At 38.2% G+C, this 14,405-nt stretch carries 27 protein-coding genes; all 27 read right to left on the reverse strand.

What is annotated here, in order from left to right:
- Nucleotides 1–13: 13 nt before the first annotated feature.
- Nucleotides 14–370 carry a 30S ribosomal protein S13 gene (gene rpsM, locus CICURV3402_RS00350; RefSeq protein WP_158379404.1) on the reverse strand — a complete coding sequence of 119 codons (357 nt, stop codon included), beginning with the start codon at nt 368–370 and terminating at the stop codon, nt 14–16.
- Nucleotides 371–504: 134 nt separating this feature from the next.
- Nucleotides 505–621: a 50S ribosomal protein L36 gene (rpmJ, locus tag CICURV3402_RS00355; protein ID WP_158366417.1), complete on the reverse strand. Its 117-nt coding sequence runs from the start codon at nt 619–621 to the stop codon at nt 505–507.
- Between the two features lie 33 nt (nt 622–654).
- A complete protein-coding gene (gene secY, locus CICURV3402_RS00360; protein ID WP_158379405.1) occupies nt 655–1,980 on the reverse strand; it encodes a preprotein translocase subunit SecY in 1,326 nt (441 codons plus the stop codon).
- A 7-nt stretch (nt 1,981–1,987) separates the two neighbouring features.
- The gene (gene rplO / locus CICURV3402_RS00365; RefSeq protein WP_158379406.1) at nt 1,988–2,422 is read right to left on the reverse strand and encodes a 50S ribosomal protein L15; all 435 of its coding nucleotides are present in this window, start codon (nt 2,420–2,422) and stop codon (nt 1,988–1,990) included.
- The gene (gene rpmD / locus CICURV3402_RS00370; RefSeq protein ID WP_158379407.1) at nt 2,413–2,616 is read right to left on the reverse strand and encodes a 50S ribosomal protein L30; all 204 of its coding nucleotides are present in this window, start codon (nt 2,614–2,616) and stop codon (nt 2,413–2,415) included. The genes rplO and rpmD overlap by 10 nt, the downstream gene beginning before the upstream one ends.
- Before the next feature lie 4 nt (nt 2,617–2,620).
- Complete coding sequence (rpsE, locus tag CICURV3402_RS00375) at nt 2,621–3,130, reverse strand: 30S ribosomal protein S5 (RefSeq protein ID WP_158379408.1); 510 nt, start codon at nt 3,128–3,130, stop codon at nt 2,621–2,623.
- A gap of 19 nt (nt 3,131–3,149) precedes the next feature.
- Entirely contained in the window at nt 3,150–3,503 is a 354-nt protein-coding gene (gene rplR, locus CICURV3402_RS00380) for a 50S ribosomal protein L18 (protein WP_158379409.1), read from the reverse strand.
- A gap of 9 nt (nt 3,504–3,512) precedes the next feature.
- Nucleotides 3,513–4,046, reverse strand: a complete 534-nt coding sequence (gene rplF / locus CICURV3402_RS00385) for a 50S ribosomal protein L6 (RefSeq protein ID WP_158379410.1) — start codon at nt 4,044–4,046, stop codon at nt 3,513–3,515.
- Between the two features lie 13 nt (nt 4,047–4,059).
- The gene (rpsH, locus tag CICURV3402_RS00390; RefSeq protein ID WP_158379411.1) at nt 4,060–4,455 is read right to left on the reverse strand and encodes a 30S ribosomal protein S8; all 396 of its coding nucleotides are present in this window, start codon (nt 4,453–4,455) and stop codon (nt 4,060–4,062) included.
- A 34-nt stretch (nt 4,456–4,489) separates the two neighbouring features.
- Nucleotides 4,490–4,795 (reverse strand): 30S ribosomal protein S14, encoded by a 306-nt coding sequence (gene rpsN, locus CICURV3402_RS00395; protein WP_158379412.1) that lies wholly within the window; start codon nt 4,793–4,795, stop codon nt 4,490–4,492.
- A 15-nt stretch (nt 4,796–4,810) separates the two neighbouring features.
- Nucleotides 4,811–5,350 (reverse strand): 50S ribosomal protein L5, encoded by a 540-nt coding sequence (rplE, locus tag CICURV3402_RS00400; RefSeq protein ID WP_158379413.1) that lies wholly within the window; start codon nt 5,348–5,350, stop codon nt 4,811–4,813.
- A 21-nt stretch (nt 5,351–5,371) separates the two neighbouring features.
- Nucleotides 5,372–5,701, reverse strand: a complete 330-nt coding sequence (rplX, locus tag CICURV3402_RS00405; RefSeq protein ID WP_158379414.1) for a 50S ribosomal protein L24 — start codon at nt 5,699–5,701, stop codon at nt 5,372–5,374.
- Nucleotides 5,702–5,711: 10 nt separating this feature from the next.
- On the reverse strand, nt 5,712–6,083 hold the full coding sequence (gene rplN, locus CICURV3402_RS00410) for a 50S ribosomal protein L14 (protein ID WP_016856748.1): 372 nt from the start codon (nt 6,081–6,083) through the stop codon (nt 5,712–5,714).
- A gap of 158 nt (nt 6,084–6,241) precedes the next feature.
- Nucleotides 6,242–6,496 carry a 30S ribosomal protein S17 gene (rpsQ, locus tag CICURV3402_RS00415; RefSeq protein ID WP_158379415.1) on the reverse strand — a complete coding sequence of 85 codons (255 nt, stop codon included), beginning with the start codon at nt 6,494–6,496 and terminating at the stop codon, nt 6,242–6,244.
- Nucleotides 6,489–6,689 (reverse strand): 50S ribosomal protein L29, encoded by a 201-nt coding sequence (gene rpmC / locus CICURV3402_RS00420; protein WP_158379416.1) that lies wholly within the window; start codon nt 6,687–6,689, stop codon nt 6,489–6,491. The genes rpsQ and rpmC overlap by 8 nt, the downstream gene beginning before the upstream one ends.
- Nucleotides 6,689–7,099: a 50S ribosomal protein L16 gene (rplP, locus tag CICURV3402_RS00425; protein ID WP_158366443.1), complete on the reverse strand. Its 411-nt coding sequence runs from the start codon at nt 7,097–7,099 to the stop codon at nt 6,689–6,691. Before rplP ends, rpmC begins: the two co-directional genes overlap by 1 nt.
- Nucleotides 7,099–7,800 (reverse strand): 30S ribosomal protein S3, encoded by a 702-nt coding sequence (gene rpsC, locus CICURV3402_RS00430; RefSeq protein WP_158379417.1) that lies wholly within the window; start codon nt 7,798–7,800, stop codon nt 7,099–7,101. Before rpsC ends, rplP begins: the two co-directional genes overlap by 1 nt.
- On the reverse strand, nt 7,800–8,150 hold the full coding sequence (rplV, locus tag CICURV3402_RS00435) for a 50S ribosomal protein L22 (protein ID WP_158379418.1): 351 nt from the start codon (nt 8,148–8,150) through the stop codon (nt 7,800–7,802). Before rplV ends, rpsC begins: the two co-directional genes overlap by 1 nt.
- 13 nt (nt 8,151–8,163) lie before the next feature.
- Complete coding sequence (gene rpsS, locus CICURV3402_RS00440; RefSeq protein ID WP_158379419.1) at nt 8,164–8,451, reverse strand: 30S ribosomal protein S19; 288 nt, start codon at nt 8,449–8,451, stop codon at nt 8,164–8,166.
- 16 nt (nt 8,452–8,467) lie between these two features.
- Complete coding sequence (rplB, locus tag CICURV3402_RS00445) at nt 8,468–9,292, reverse strand: 50S ribosomal protein L2 (RefSeq protein WP_158379420.1); 825 nt, start codon at nt 9,290–9,292, stop codon at nt 8,468–8,470.
- 16 nt (nt 9,293–9,308) lie between these two features.
- Nucleotides 9,309–9,611, reverse strand: coding sequence for a 50S ribosomal protein L23 (gene rplW, locus CICURV3402_RS00450; protein WP_158379421.1), 303 nt, complete (start codon nt 9,609–9,611; stop codon nt 9,309–9,311).
- Nucleotides 9,608–10,213 (reverse strand): 50S ribosomal protein L4, encoded by a 606-nt coding sequence (gene rplD / locus CICURV3402_RS00455; RefSeq protein WP_158379422.1) that lies wholly within the window; start codon nt 10,211–10,213, stop codon nt 9,608–9,610. Before rplD ends, rplW begins: the two co-directional genes overlap by 4 nt.
- Before the next feature lie 16 nt (nt 10,214–10,229).
- Entirely contained in the window at nt 10,230–10,862 is a 633-nt protein-coding gene (gene rplC / locus CICURV3402_RS00460; protein WP_158379423.1) for a 50S ribosomal protein L3, read from the reverse strand.
- Between the two features lie 32 nt (nt 10,863–10,894).
- Complete coding sequence (rpsJ, locus tag CICURV3402_RS00465) at nt 10,895–11,215, reverse strand: 30S ribosomal protein S10 (protein WP_158379424.1); 321 nt, start codon at nt 11,213–11,215, stop codon at nt 10,895–10,897.
- A gap of 246 nt (nt 11,216–11,461) precedes the next feature.
- A complete protein-coding gene (locus tag CICURV3402_RS00470) occupies nt 11,462–11,671 on the reverse strand; it encodes a hypothetical protein (RefSeq protein WP_158379425.1) in 210 nt (69 codons plus the stop codon).
- 1,130 nt (nt 11,672–12,801) lie between these two features.
- Nucleotides 12,802–12,945 (reverse strand): hypothetical protein, encoded by a 144-nt coding sequence (locus CICURV3402_RS06275; RefSeq protein WP_235667567.1) that lies wholly within the window; start codon nt 12,943–12,945, stop codon nt 12,802–12,804.
- Between the two features lie 635 nt (nt 12,946–13,580).
- Nucleotides 13,581–13,907 carry a TroA family protein gene (locus CICURV3402_RS00480; protein WP_158379426.1) on the reverse strand — a complete coding sequence of 109 codons (327 nt, stop codon included), beginning with the start codon at nt 13,905–13,907 and terminating at the stop codon, nt 13,581–13,583.
- Nucleotides 13,908–14,405 lie beyond the last annotated feature (498 nt).

Below are 14,405 nucleotides of genomic sequence, written 5' to 3' on the forward strand. Positions count from 1 at the left end.
ATCCTCCCTCCGATTATTTCTTGATGGGTTTACGTGGCCCCTTTCGGGTACGTGCGTTGGTCTTGGTACGCTGGCCCCGAACTGGGAGACCACGTCTATGACGCAAACCACGATACGTTCCAATATCCATCAAACGTTTTATTTTCAGGGTTACTTCACGACGTAGATCACCCTCGACAGTATATTTTGCAACCTGTTCACGTAGGTCTTCGATTTGTTTTTCAGACAACTCACTGATCTTAACAGCCGCAGCAACACCTGTTTTAGCACAGATATCTAATGCAGTAGGTCTACCTATCCCGTAAATTGAGGTTAAAGCAATCACGGTATGTTTTTGATCAGGGATGTTAATCCCTGCTATACGGGCCACTATGCACTCCTACTATTTATAATTAATACTGTATTGAAGGCCCATTTCAGGATACTCAAACGGCATTAAACGATTCACTTAAGAATGAGAGATAAAGCTTACTTACTTAGTTTTTGAAAAATAAAAAGCATTGATCAACCTTGACGTTGTTTATGCTTTGGCTCATCACTACAAATTATTCTAACGATACCATGACGTTTTATAATCTTACAGTTCCGACACATTTTTTTAACGGAAGCACGCACTTTCATTTTAATTCTCCGAAATTTTCTCAAACGGCGATTTTAGCTTTTCAGGTTTGCTTTTTTCAAAGCAGACTCATACTGACTTGACATCATTAGAGTCTGCAACTGAGCCATGAAATCTATGATAACTACAACCACAATAAGTAAAGAAGTACCGCCAAAATAAAATGGAACTTTCATCGCATCACGCATGAATTCTGGTATAAGACAAATAAAAGCAATATAAATTGAACCGATTAATGTAAGACGTGACATTACTTTATCTATATATTTTGATGTTTGTTCTCCTGGACGAACACCTGCAATAAATGCACCTGATTTTTTAAGATTATCAGCAGTTTCGCGAGGATTAAACACTAAAGCAGTATAAAAAAAACAGAAAAAAATGATAGCCGATGCATAAAGCAATACATAAAGGGGTTGACCAGGTTGCAAGTACATAGAAATAGCGGTGAGAAAGCTCCAACCTGTTCCATTACCAAACCAAGATGCTAAAGTAGCAGGAAACAATATGATACTCGAAGCAAAAATAGCGGGGATCACGCCCGCCATGTTTACCTTTAATGGTAAGTGCGTACTTTGCGCCGCGTAAATACGACGACCTTGTTGACGTTGAGCATAGTTAACTACGATACGGCGTTGACCCCGCTCTATAAAAACAACAAAAAAAGTTACTGAAAATACTAATACTATAACAATCAGTAACAGTAAAAAATGTAAATCACCTTCTCTAGCTTGCTCAATAGTATGACTAACAGCAGAAGGTAATCCTGCAACGATACCAGCAAATATGATAATTGAAATACCATTACCTATACCGCGTTCAGTAATTTGTTCACCCAGCCACATAAGAAAAATAGTTCCAGTAACTAAGCTAACAACCGCAGTAAAGTAAAAAGAAAAACCAGGCGACAATACTAAGCTTTTCATTCCAGGCATATTAGGTAAACCGGTTGCAATACCAATAGATTGAATAATGGCCAATAATAAAGTGGCATAACGAGTATATTGACTTATTTTTCTACGACCCAACTCACCTTCTTTTTTCATTTCTGCTAGTATTGGATTAATCACTGTTAGCAACTGAATAATAATAGAAGCAGAAATATAAGGCATAATACCCAAGGCTAATATAGAGGCACGACTTAAAGCACCACCCGAAAACATATTGAACATTTCAATAATCGTGCCCTTTTGCTGCTCAAGCAATTTAGAAAGCACGGCGGAATCAATACCAGGAATTGGAATAAATGAACCAATACGAAAAACAATAAGAGCGCCAACAACAAATAAAAGACGACGTTTAAGTTCACCTAGACCGCCTTTAGTACTTTGAAAATCTAGTGTTGGTTTTTTTTTGGTCATCTGCTACTTATTCCTCTATTTTACCAGCAGCAGCTTCTATAGCAGCACGGGCACCTTTAGTGACGACTAATCCACGAATAGTAACAGGGATTTCTATAGTGCCTGAAAGAATAATTTTTGCATATTGAGACTTATGAGGAATAATTTTACATGCCTTCAAAATATTGATATCGACAATATCTGTTTCGAGTGAAGCAAGTTGAAATAAACGAACCTCTGCTGTTACCATCGCTTTACGAGAGATAAAGCCAAATTTCGGTAATCGGCGATATAGAGGCATCTGACCGCCTTCAAAACCCCGACGTACACCGCCTCCAGTACGAGAATTTTGTCCTTTATGACCACGTCCGCCTGTTTTACCCAGACCGGATCCGATACCACGACCTACGCGTTTTGGAGCCTGCCTAGCACCCTGAGCAGGCGATAAAGTATTTAAACGCATTGGTTACCTTCCTCGAGTAGTTCGACTTTAATCATATAAGAAACCAAGTTAAGCATACCACGAATGGCAGGAGTATTATTAAGCTCTACGTGATGATTAATACGTCGTAAACCTAAACCATCTAGAGTCGCTTTATGCTTTGGTAAACGTCCAATTCTACTGCGAATAAGAGTCACTTTAATAGTTTTTCTCATGGTTTTATTTACCTAAAATCTCTTCGAGTGATTTACCACGCTTAGCTGCGATCATTTCTGGGGATTTCATATCTTTTAAAGCCTTAATAGTAGCACGTACCACATTAATTGAATTCGTAGAACCATAAATCTTCGCTAATACGTCGTGAATACCTGCAACCTCTAGCAAAGAACGCATTGCGCCGCCAGCAATAATACCTGTACCTTCAGAAGCAGGCTGCATAAATACTTGAGAACCAGTATGAGAACCTTTAATAGAATATTGTAAGGTATCAGCATTTAGAGAAATGCTGATCATGTTACGGCGGGCTTTTTCTATTGCTTTCTGAATTGCCGCAGGCACTTCGCGAGCTTTAGCATACCCAAAACCTACTCGTCCTTTACCGTCTCCTACGACTGTCAGTGCAGTAAAACTGAAAATACGACCACCTTTTACCGTTTTAGATACACGGTTTACGTCGATTAATTTTTCCTGTAGTTCACCAGCATGTTTTACTTTTTCGATGAGAGCCATTTTCACTAACCTCTAAAACTTAAAAATTAAGGCCAGCTTCACGAGCATTATCTGCCAGCGCCTGGACTCTGCCATGATATTGAAAACCAGATCGGTCAAAAGATACTTTTATAATACCTTTTTCTAATGCTCTCTCGGCAATAATTTTACCAACAAACGCGGCGGCTTCTTTATTTCCGGAGTATTTAAGTCCCTGACGGATCGCTTTTTCTACAGTAGAAGCAGCAACCAAAACATTAGAACCAGTTGGTGAAATAATTTGTGCATATATATGACGTGAAGTCCGGTGTATAACTAAACGAGTTGCACCTAATTCTTTAATCTTTTGTCGTGTACGGGTCGCACGACGGATGCGGGCTAATTTCTTATCCATAGTGTTACCTTACTTCTTTTTAGCCTCTTTGAGACGCACGCTTTCATCGGCGTAACGAACACCTTTGCCCTTATAGGGTTCAGGACGACGGTAATTTCTAATATCAGCGGCAACCTGAGAAATAAGCTTTTTATCAGAACTTTTAAGTATAATTTCAGTTTGAGTTGGGCACTCAGCAAAAACACCTAACGGCAGTTGATGATCAATCGAATGAGAATACCCTAAAGCAAGCTTTAAGGTATTCCCCTGTATTGCCGCACGATAACCTACACCTGCTAATGAAAGCTTTTTAATGAAACCTTCAGTTACCCCTATAACCATGGAGTTAAGTAAAGCACGAGTGGTACCCGCTTGAGCCCAACCGTCTGTAGTCCTTTCTCTTGCTGACAGAGTTAATATATTTCCTGTATGATTAATATTCACAGCTTTATGAACTGAAATAGTTAATTCGCCATTTTTACCTTTAATCGAAATTACCTGATTGTTGAGTTTCACCTCTACACCAGCAGGAATGACGATGGGAGTTTTTGCAACACGAGACATTCTATTCCTCGAATTAAGCTACGTAGCAGATAACTTCACCACCAAGACCAGCTTGGCGCGCTGCGCGATCAGTGATAACACCTTTAGAGGTAGAAATAATAGCGATCCCCAGACCACCCATGACCTTAAGCAGCGCATCTCTTTTTTTATAAATACGGAGACCGGGACGGCTAATACGCTCAATTCTTTCTACTACCGGTTTTTCTTTATAATACTTAAGTATTATTACCAAGGCTGGATTAGTTTTTTCACCTTCAACAGTAAAACTGTTGATAAAACCTTCTTCCTTTAAAACTTCAGCTATAGCGACCTTTAATTTAGATGAAGGCATGGTAATTCCAACTTTGTTTGCGGCCTGACCATTACGGATACGAGTTAACATGTCCGCAATAGGATCTTGCATACTCATTTTATATTTAACTCCCGTGATTCAATTAATAAAATTACCAAGATGCCTTTTTTAGGCCTGGTATTAGACCTTGTACCGCGGCCTTACGAATTTTACTACGGCACAATTTAAATTTTCTAAGTACACCGTGTGCTCGTCCGGTCTGAGAACAACGGTTACTTTGTCGGCATCGACTAGAATCACGCGGTAAACTTTGCAACATGATCATGGCAGCCCAGCGCTCTTTATCTGATGAAGATTTACTAGAAACAATAGTCTTCAAATTTTGACGTTTATCACGATATTTCTTTTCTAATTGAATACGAACATATTCTCTAGCGATGATTGATTTCTTAGCCATATTAGTAATCCGCTTTTATTTACGGAATGGAAATTTAAAAGCAGCCAATAATGCAAGCCCTTCATCGTCAGATTTTGCAGTAGTGGTAATGCTAATATCCAAACCAAAGATTTTAACAATCGCATCGTAATTAATTTCAGGGAAAATAATTTGTTCTGACACACCCATATTATAATTACCACGACCGTCGAAAGACTTTTTAGATAAGCCCCGAAAATCACGAATACGTGGTATGGCAATAGAAAGCAGACGCTCTAAAAATTCCCACATACGTTTGCCACGTAAAGTCACTTTACATCCTATGGGATAACCTTGACGTATGCTAAAACCCGAAACTGATTTTCGGGCTTTAGTCACTAAAGGTTTTTGAGCGGCAATTGCTGCTAAATCCGACATTGCATTATCAAGCATTTTTTTATCAGAAACAGCCTCGCCAACGCCCATATTCAAGGTAATTTTTATTACCCGAGGGACTTGCATGATAGAAGCATAGGAAAATTTACACATCATCTCTTTAATTATTATATCTTTATAGTAATCATGCAATCTTGCCATCAAGTTACTCCAAATGAATTTCTAACTTTTATTTATATTAGAAATAGCCTTACCGCTCGATTTAAAAAATCGAACTTTTTTACCGTTTTCATATTTAAAACCTATTTTATCAGGTTTACCGGTATCTTCATTGAAGATAGCAACGTTAGAAAAGTCGATCGGCGCCTCTTTTTCAATAATACCACCTGGTTTATTCTGAGAAGGAACTGGTTTTTGATGTTTTTTAACCAAATTTACGCCTTCGAGAATGACCTTCCCATTTTTCAAAATTTTTTTTATTTTAGTTTGCTTCCCTTTATCTTTTCCGGTAAGCACGATAATTTGATCGTTACAACGAATTTTCATTGCCATAGCTCGCCTCTTAAAGTACTTCTGGCGCTAAAGAAATAATTTTCATAAACTTTTCATTACGTAATTCGCGGGTTACGGGCCCAAAAATACGAGTACCAATAGGCTGTTCGGTATTCTTATTTAAGATAACACAAGCATTAGTATCAAACCGAATAATGGAACCGTCTGGACGACGTACACCCTTGCTTGTTCGCACTACAACTGCCTTTAAAACATCACCTTTTTTCACCTTGCCACGAGGAATTGCTTCCTTAATTGAGATAACAATAATATCTCCAACACACGCGTAGCGGCGACGAGAGCCACCTAGAACCTTAATACACTTTACGCTACGCGCACCTGAATTGTCGGCTACGTTGAGCATACTTTCTTGTTGTATCATGTTAGTGCTCCAATAACATTAACTAATTTAATACCTCAAATCTTATTAACATCTTTCAAAATACAGTTAGGAGTTTAAGGCCGTTACTAAGCTATGATCTTAAGAAAAACTTCAAAATCAAAATTGTTATTCATTTCAAATTTATTTTATTGATCGAATCAATTAATCGCTTTTTTTATAACGCCAATAAAAGTCCAAGCCTTTGTCTTTGATATCGGCCGACATTCACGAATAGACACAATATCACCTACGTTACACTCATTATTCTCGTCATGTATATGTAATTTAGTGGTGCGCCTGATAAACTTTCCATAAATAGGATGCTTAACAAAACGTTCGAAAGCAACTACCGCTGATTTTTGCATTTTACTACTGACAACACGGCACTGAAGGGTACGAGTATTATTATTCATGACACCCACTCCCTTTTTCAGTCAATAAAGTCTTAATGCGAGCAATATCACGACGCATCTTTTTAAAGAGATGCGTTTGTTTTAGCTGACTTGATGCGGCCTGCATACGCAAATTAAATTGTTCACGTAGAAGATTCAAAATCTCTCTCTCTAACTCTTCTATACTTTTTTTACGCAGCTCTTGTAATTTCATTACATCACCGTTTTAGTTACAAAAGTAGTTCCAACAGGAAGCTTTGCTGCAGCTAGTTTAAAAGCTTCACGAGCAATTTCTTCAGAAACATCACCCATTTCAAATAAAACTTTTCCTGGTTGAATTAAGTCGACCCAATATTCTACATTACCCTTTCCTTTGCCCATGCGTACTTCCAAAGGTTTTTGAGTAATCGGCTTATCTGTGAAAACACGGATCCAAATTTTACCTTGACGCTTAATACAACGTGTCATTGCTCGACGAGCAGATTCAATCTGCCGGGCTGTTAACCGGCAACGACCAGAGGCTTTCAAGCCAAAGTGGCCAAAAACAACATTAGTCCCATTAGCCAGGCCACGATTACGGCCTTTATGCATTTTTCGAAATTTTGTTTGTTTTGGTTGCAACATCAGCGATTCTCCTTGCTTCGGCCTTTGCGCTGCTGTTGTTTAGGTTGTTCAGCCTGTTTAAACGGAAGCACGGTACCCAAAATTTCACCTTTAAAAATCCACACTTTAACTCCAATAACACCATAAGTAGTATGTGCTTCGGAAGTATCGTAATCAATGTCTGCTCTTAAAGTATGTAGAGGCACACGACCTTCACGATACCATTCAGTGCGAGCAATTTCGGCACCACCTAAACGACCACTAACTTCTACTTTAATACCTTTAGCTCCAGCTCGCATTGTATTTTGTACTGCACGCTTCATAGCTCGACGAAACATTACTCTACGTTCTAGCTGTGAAGTAATACCATCTGCAACTAATTTTGGATCTAATTCTGGTTTCCGAATTTCATAGGTGTTAATTTGAGCAGGAACACCGGCAATAACAGAAACACGCTTACGCAATTTTTCGACGTCCTCACCTTTTTTACCAATAACAATACCGGGTCGTGCTGTGTAAATAGTGACTCGAATACTTTTTGGTGGACGCTCAATAACAACATGAGAAAGTGAAGCTTTTGATAATTCCTTAGTCAAAAACTGACGAACTTTAAAATCTCCCTGCAAATTTTCAGAAAATTCTTTCGTGTTGGCATACCAATTAGAGAGCCAATACTTAATAATACCTAGCCGAATAATTTTCGGATGTACTTTTTGACCCATTATTCGTCTCCAGAGTCTCTGCCATCAGACACAACAACAGTAATGTGGCTGGTGCGCTTCAATATGCGATCTGCACGGCCTTTGGCACGTGGCATGGTACGTTTCATAGCAGGGCCTTCATCTACGAAAATTCGCGTAATTTTCAGATCATCAATGTCAGCACCATCGTTGTTTTCTGCATTAGCAACAGCAGATTCTAATACTTTTTTAACTAAAACTGCAGCTTTTTTATTAGTGTAACTTAAAATTTCCAAAGCTCTCGGTATTTGCTTACCGCGAATCAAATCCACTACGAGGCGTACTTTTTGCGCAGAAGAGCGAGCGTGGCAATGTTTAGCGATAGTTTCCATCTCTTTCCTTATCTTAGAGTTTTTTTGCCTTTCTATCAGCGGCAACGTGGCCACGATAAGTACGGGTAGGTGCAAATTCTCCCAGTTTGTGGCCAACCATCTCGTCAGAAATAAACACAGGGACATGGAGACGACCATTGTGGATAGCAATGGTTAAACCTATCATTTTTGGAAAAATCGTTGAACGACGAGACCAAGTTCTAATTGGTTTTCTATCTTTATTTTCTGCCGATTTTTCTAATTTCACTTTCTTCAGCAAATGTAGGTCAACGAAAAAACTTTTCTTGAGAGAACGTGGCATACGGTTTACCCTCTGGTTATTTTTTACTACGGCGACGTACAATAGATTTATCAGTACGCTTATTGTTACGGGTTTTTTTGCCCTTCGTTTGAACCCCCCAAGGGGTGACGGGGTGCTTACCGAAATTGCGGCCTTCACCGCCACCATGCGGGTGATCTACAGGGTTCATTGCTGTACCGCGCACTGTAGGACGAATTCCTCTCCAACGCTTAGCGCCTGCTTTACCTAAAGCACGTAACATATGTTCAGCATTACCTACTTCGCCAAGAGTTGCTCTACAATCTGAATGGATTTTGCGAATTTCACCTGAACGAAGACGAAGGGTGACGTAAAAACCCTCCCGCGCAATAATTTGAACATACGCACCTGCAGAACGTGCTATCTGAGCACCTTTACCAGGTTTCATTTCTACGTTATGGATCGTGGATCCAATTGGAATGTTACTCATAGGCAAGGTATTTCCTGCTTTAATTACAACATCAACACCCGATTGAACTCGGTCACCTTTTTTTAAATTTTTTGTAGCCAAAATATAACGCCGCTCACCGTCTGAATATAAAAGCAATGCGATGTTGGCGGAACGACACGGATCATATTCTAGGCGTTCAACCAAAGCAGGAATTCCATCTTTATTGCGTTTAAAATCAATCAGACGGTAATGCTGTTTGTGGCCACCACCAATATGACGAGTAGTAATACAGCCCCTGTTGTTACGCCCGCCGGTTTTGCTTAACTTTGTAAGCAAAGGACGATATGGTTTGCCATTATGCAGCTTAGAAGTGACCACTTTAACAACATGGCGACGGCCTGGAGATGTAGGTTTACATTTAACGACTGCCATTATTAACTCCTCCAGCTTATTCTTGACCCGTGACTAAGTCCAAGTTTTGGTCTTTTTTCAAGGTAACATAAGCTTTTTTCCAATCGATACAGCGACCAATACGCTGACCTCTACGTTTGGTTTTTCCTTTAACTATTAAGGTGTTAACAGCAATAACATCAACTTTTAAGAGACATTTTACTGCAGCCTTAATTTGTGCTTTAGTGGAATTTATTAGCACTTTAAATACAAAGGTATTCTTTTTTTCTGTTAAAAAAGTAGATTTTTCTGATATATGTGTCGCTCGTAATATTTTTAATAGATATTCTTCAGAACTCATGCCAACATCTCCTCGAGTTGTTTAACCGCACTCCCCGTCATAACCACTGTATTGAAAGAGATTAAACTCACTGGATCAATGCCTGCGGCATCACGAACATCAACTTTATAAAGGTTACGAGACGCTAAAAATAAATTTTCATCCACTTTTTCTGTTACAATTAAAACGTCTCTAAGAGACATTTCTTTTAATTTTTGAATCAATAATTTAGTTTTAGGTTTTTCAACAGAAAATGTCTCAACAACGATTAAGCGGTTTTGACGCACCAATTCAGATAAAATACTTTTGAGTGCGCCTTGATACATTTTTTTATTTACTTTTTGGCTATGATCCTGAGGTTTTGCAGAAAAAGTAATGCCTCCAGATCGCCAAATTGGGCTTTTTACAGATCCTGCGCGCGCACGTCCTGTCCCTTTTTGACGCCAAGGCTTTTTACCTGAAGCTTTTACTTCAGCTCTGCTCTTTTGAGCACGAGTACCTTGGCGGGCACCTGCCGCATACGCAACAACCACCTGATGGACAAGTGCTTCATTAAAATCACGCCCGAAGGTAGTTTCAGAAACAGTTAGCGCGCATGCCGCGCCTTTTATTACTAATTCCATTCCTATCTCCTCGATGTTACGCTTTGACAGCCACTTTCACGATCACATCTCTCCCTACTGCCCCAGGAACACCCCCTTTGATTAAAAGTATTTCGCGTACGACGTCTACGCGCACTACTTCTAAATTCTGGATTGTGACTCGTTCATTACCTAACTGGCCGGACATTTTTTTGCCTTTAAATACTTTTCCGGGCGTTTGGTTTTGACCAATAGAACCAGGAACACGATGAGACAATGAATTACCATGACTAGTATCTTGTGTACGAAAGTTCCAGCGTTTCACAGTACCTGAAAAACCTTTACCTTTTGATTTTCCAGTAACATCGACTATATCGCCTGGTTTAAACATTGATACTTCAAAAGTGTCACCTAAAAAAACAGTTGTATCTTGTTCGGAGATACGAAATTCCCACAAACCACGACCGGCTTCTACATTTGCTTTAACAAAATGCCCTGCTTTTGGTTTGTTAACTCTACTTGCTTTTTTAGTGCCCGTAGTTATTTGTAAAGCCAAATATCCATCGCTATCCAAATTTTTTATTTGGGTCACTCGATTCGCTTTTATTTCAATTACGGTAACAGGAATTGAAATACCATCTTTGGTAAAGATACGAGTCATACCCAATTTTTTACCAACTAAACCCTTCATCCTTTCAACCTCTTTGTTGCTCAATGACTTGACTAATCTAGTTCGATATAAACGTCTACGCCTGCAGAAAGATCTAAGCGCATTAAAGCATCAACTGTTTTTGATGTGGGCTCGATGATGTCGACGATGCGTTTGTGAGTCCGTATTTCATATTGATCACGCGCGTCTTTATTAGCGTGTGGAGAAACTAAAATAGTAAAGCGTTCTTTATGAGTTGGTAATGGAATGGGACCACTCACTTGAGCACCTGTGCGCTTCGCTGTCTCTACAATTTCGGTAGTCGACTTATCTATTAAACGATGATCAAATGCTTTTAAGCGGATACGAATTCTTTGTTGTGTGTGGGTCTGCATTAGACCAGAACTCCGATTTTTATAAAAAATATTGGCTGCGCTCGCGTATAAAAATTATCAAAAACGAGCGTAACTCTTTGTCGTATAACCTTCGAATTGAAGGTATTGTTCTTGGACTGATCCTGAATTTTTTTAAGGAAGTACATTATACATAACTGTTTTTAGAAAACAACAGAATTCAAATTTATCAAAATAAATTTTGATTATTTCGTAAATATGTCCTTGATTTTGGAAAAAATTGAAATTTTATACCGGCATAAGGCTTTGATTCAAACCAGATACAATAACGTGGGGTTGCTGCCGAGCAACATTTTCAATAGGCACATTAATCCCATAAATCTCCCATAATATTTCTTTTGTCAGAACTTCTTCAGAGGGGCCACTCGCTTTTACGACGCTGTTCGCGACAACAATTACTTGATCGGAAAAACGTAACGCATGATTAAGATCATGCAATGCAATAAAACAATAATGTTTTTTGTTGAGCTAGGCTACGAATAAAATTCCGTACGCGTAATTGATGATACAAGTGCACTGGTCAACTCATTCATTAGTAATATCTCTGGATCACGTGTTAAAGTTTACGTAATAAAAACCAGCTGGCATTACCACCGCTTAATTCAGTGAGATGACGAAAAGAAAATCCATTAATAAATCATAACGACATTAAGATATCAATAAAGATCAACTCATCATTATGCACACCCTATGAAGAGGTAAATTATTTACGTACCAAAAACAACGATTCATAAACCGACGGAGGTGTTGATTTTGCTCAACACTTGACGAGTCTCATAAGCTACCCCTACTTCTTCTAACCGTAATTTCACCATCTAGTGCGCCTAGTATGTAAAATTAACGTAACAAAAAAGGGATGCTAATTAATGAAGTGACGACCCCACTAGGTACTACTATTCCTGGTATTAGTAGTTTGCTCACAACATAGCTAATAGAGACCAATGAAGCGACTGCCAGCAATAAAGACGGTATAAAAATCGTTGATTTTTATCTATCAACATACGAGCAATCTGAGACCAGATTAAACCAACAAATCTAATAGCACCCACAAAAGAATATAGATATCAAAGTCACAAAACTCACTAATAATAAAATTTCAAGACGTATATGTTAACATTGATACCTAGACTCTATGCCTTTTTATCACCCAGCCTAAGTGCTATTAATGCCCAAACCCACTTGATTAATAAAGGAAGAGTCAGTATGAATATTAAAAATATCACGGCGACTTTTAGCTAAGTAGCTTTCATTAAGCTCTTCATAATCTAAAAAAACAACGGCAGCAACGACTTACTCATGAGAAAAATATTGAACTAACGACAATAATAGAGTTGAAGGTAAAGACCATTGCAATACCGAGTAATACCAAATTTTCCGTACGCACACCCCGTCTTAAACTTAATAAGTCAATCATACAATCAGAGAAGAACGCCATGATAAAAGTATTAATAAAAATTATATATTCATTTAATATTAGAAATAGTCGTAGGTCAAATAAAAACCTAAAAGCAGCACCAAAATTGACAGATGCGGCAATCCCTAATGTAAAAGTACTCCCTAAGGGAATATTAAAATGATTTACATCTGTGCTTAAGAAAGCGATAAATCAGCCTGATCAGTAATACCATTAATGCCATTAGCATTCGAATATTCCATAACACAACTCGTAATTGCACCGGCACTGTGTTAGGCATGATAAGGACTTTTGTCATATCCTATAAATTATAATTGGCTGGACCCAAAACCAAATTCAATATCATAAGTAGGGCAAAAAAATAATAAACATATTGTTTGACCAAAATTTGATAGACATCAAATTAAAAGAGATCTTTTTTAATAATATTTAAATTCATATTTTTAATTATTTAAGGCAATAAAATCATAAGGGCTATTATAAAATTGATGCCAGATAGCATAAAACTAGCGATTTTTTAACGCCTGAGTATCAAAATAGATAGGACGATGAATAAAAATTTTAATTTTTTCTGCAATTTTTAAATCTTCATTTAGGGCCCTAAACCAATCTAATCTCCATTAGTCACAAAAGTTTACAAACCACCACTGGTGGTCACCATTTTATCATACCATAACCTGTTAAGATGCATCTGTATAAGCGTGCCCACTGAAAGTTCATCCGAAATATTATCTCCCCCTGCAAAGGTCACAAAACCGCCAAAATTATCTTTACCAAAACTTAAACAATATTCATCAGTCTATCTGCCGCACGCTCAATAAAGACTTTTTGGGAAGGTGGACGTTCGGCAGCAAGTACTGCCGTCACCCTTTTCATTTATTCCCTTCGAAAATGAATAAATTCTTTGGCTCTTTTTTCTTGTTTAAGAGTTTTCTAAAAATCTGAAATGTAGTTTTTGTGTTCTATAATAAGATCATGACGAAAATCAACATATACTATCAGAATAGCTACTACTAAAAGCTTTTCATGATATTTCGCCTCTTCGGATGCCCGTGATGATTTAATATTTATGATGATCATATCAGGCCTTAGCACGACAGCTTGCTCAATGTTAAAAGTCCCTTCTTCAAAACCTTCAAAAATAGGAATATTTGCCAGATGAAGATTTTTTAAATATAGACGATACGTGGCAAGATCGGATTCCATCAAATCTTTACGCCAAGCGACAATGTGCTGTAATAGATTTTCTTTATGCAACAAGCCGCTGCCCTTCTGACAACATCATTCTTTTGACGGAAATACGAATCTTAATTTTTCGTCCTAATAAATTAGTTAAAGTGGTCAGTTTTCCTATTTCTTCTTGATGCAAGAATCTTTTTCAGCTTAAGAGTCACTGGCTATGATCAAAAGAAAAAGAAGATTGTTGGATCATTTGGCTGACCAGTAATAAACCCATAATGATCAGTAATCCAAAAATATAGGAACGAGGATATTCGTCAAAATTGGGGTAAGACTTTTATCCAAACAGGATTTTTCTTTTAAGAAAGATAAAACACCGGGGATTTCGGCAAAAAAATCAAGATGATGATAGCAGAAAGCAAACTGTGTCAAAGAAAAGCCTAAAAGCGCGCGCATCATCATTTTATTCCCAAGCGGGAACACATAAATCAGCTGTGCTGAAAAAACGCAACTCGGATGCTAATCTGAGGCTTTTAAAATGTACGGGCTAAAAAGGGCTGCTCATTTCCGTGACTCCCA

Origin of the sequence: Candidatus Williamhamiltonella defendens, assembly GCF_900699045.1 — a bacterium.
Classification (GTDB): Bacteria; Pseudomonadota; Gammaproteobacteria; order Enterobacterales; family Enterobacteriaceae; genus Hamiltonella; species Hamiltonella defensa_A.

Coding starts and splice junctions, on each gene's coding strand:
- rpmJ (WP_158366417.1), bottom strand. CDS start 621: ATGAAAGTGCGTGCTTCCGTTAAAAAAATGTGTCGGAACTGTAAGATT.
- secY (WP_158379405.1), bottom strand. CDS start 1,980: ATGACCAAAAAAAAACCAACACTAGATTTTCAAAGTACTAAAGGCGGT.
- rplO (WP_158379406.1), bottom strand. CDS start 2,422: ATGCGTTTAAATACTTTATCGCCTGCTCAGGGTGCTAGGCAGGCTCCA.
- rpmD (WP_158379407.1), bottom strand. CDS start 2,616: ATGAGAAAAACTATTAAAGTGACTCTTATTCGCAGTAGAATTGGACGT.
- rpsE (WP_158379408.1), bottom strand. CDS start 3,130: ATGGCTCTCATCGAAAAAGTAAAACATGCTGGTGAACTACAGGAAAAA.
- rplR (WP_158379409.1), bottom strand. CDS start 3,503: ATGGATAAGAAATTAGCCCGCATCCGTCGTGCGACCCGTACACGACAA.
- rplF (WP_158379410.1), bottom strand. CDS start 4,046: ATGTCTCGTGTTGCAAAAACTCCCATCGTCATTCCTGCTGGTGTAGAG.
- rpsH (WP_158379411.1), bottom strand. CDS start 4,455: ATGAGTATGCAAGATCCTATTGCGGACATGTTAACTCGTATCCGTAAT.
- rpsN (WP_158379412.1), bottom strand. CDS start 4,795: ATGGCTAAGAAATCAATCATCGCTAGAGAATATGTTCGTATTCAATTA.
- rplE (WP_158379413.1), bottom strand. CDS start 5,350: ATGGCAAGATTGCATGATTACTATAAAGATATAATAATTAAAGAGATG.
- rplX (WP_158379414.1), bottom strand. CDS start 5,701: ATGGCAATGAAAATTCGTTGTAACGATCAAATTATCGTGCTTACCGGA.
- rplN (WP_016856748.1), bottom strand. CDS start 6,083: ATGATACAACAAGAAAGTATGCTCAACGTAGCCGACAATTCAGGTGCG.
- rpsQ (WP_158379415.1), bottom strand. CDS start 6,496: ATGAATAATAATACTCGTACCCTTCAGTGCCGTGTTGTCAGTAGTAAA.
- rpmC (WP_158379416.1), bottom strand. CDS start 6,689: ATGAAATTACAAGAGCTGCGTAAAAAAAGTATAGAAGAGTTAGAGAGA.
- rplP (WP_158366443.1), bottom strand. CDS start 7,099: ATGTTGCAACCAAAACAAACAAAATTTCGAAAAATGCATAAAGGCCGT.
- rpsC (WP_158379417.1), bottom strand. CDS start 7,800: ATGGGTCAAAAAGTACATCCGAAAATTATTCGGCTAGGTATTATTAAG.
- rplV (WP_158379418.1), bottom strand. CDS start 8,150: ATGGAAACTATCGCTAAACATTGCCACGCTCGCTCTTCTGCGCAAAAA.
- rpsS (WP_158379419.1), bottom strand. CDS start 8,451: ATGCCACGTTCTCTCAAGAAAAGTTTTTTCGTTGACCTACATTTGCTG.
- rplB (WP_158379420.1), bottom strand. CDS start 9,292: ATGGCAGTCGTTAAATGTAAACCTACATCTCCAGGCCGTCGCCATGTT.
- rplW (WP_158379421.1), bottom strand. CDS start 9,611: ATGAGTTCTGAAGAATATCTATTAAAAATATTACGAGCGACACATATA.
- rplD (WP_158379422.1), bottom strand. CDS start 10,213: ATGGAATTAGTAATAAAAGGCGCGGCATGCGCGCTAACTGTTTCTGAA.
- rplC (WP_158379423.1), bottom strand. CDS start 10,862: ATGAAGGGTTTAGTTGGTAAAAAATTGGGTATGACTCGTATCTTTACC.
- rpsJ (WP_158379424.1), bottom strand. CDS start 11,215: ATGCAGACCCACACACAACAAAGAATTCGTATCCGCTTAAAAGCATTT.
- CICURV3402_RS06275 (WP_235667567.1), bottom strand. CDS start 12,945: ATGACAAAAGTCCTTATCATGCCTAACACAGTGCCGGTGCAATTACGA.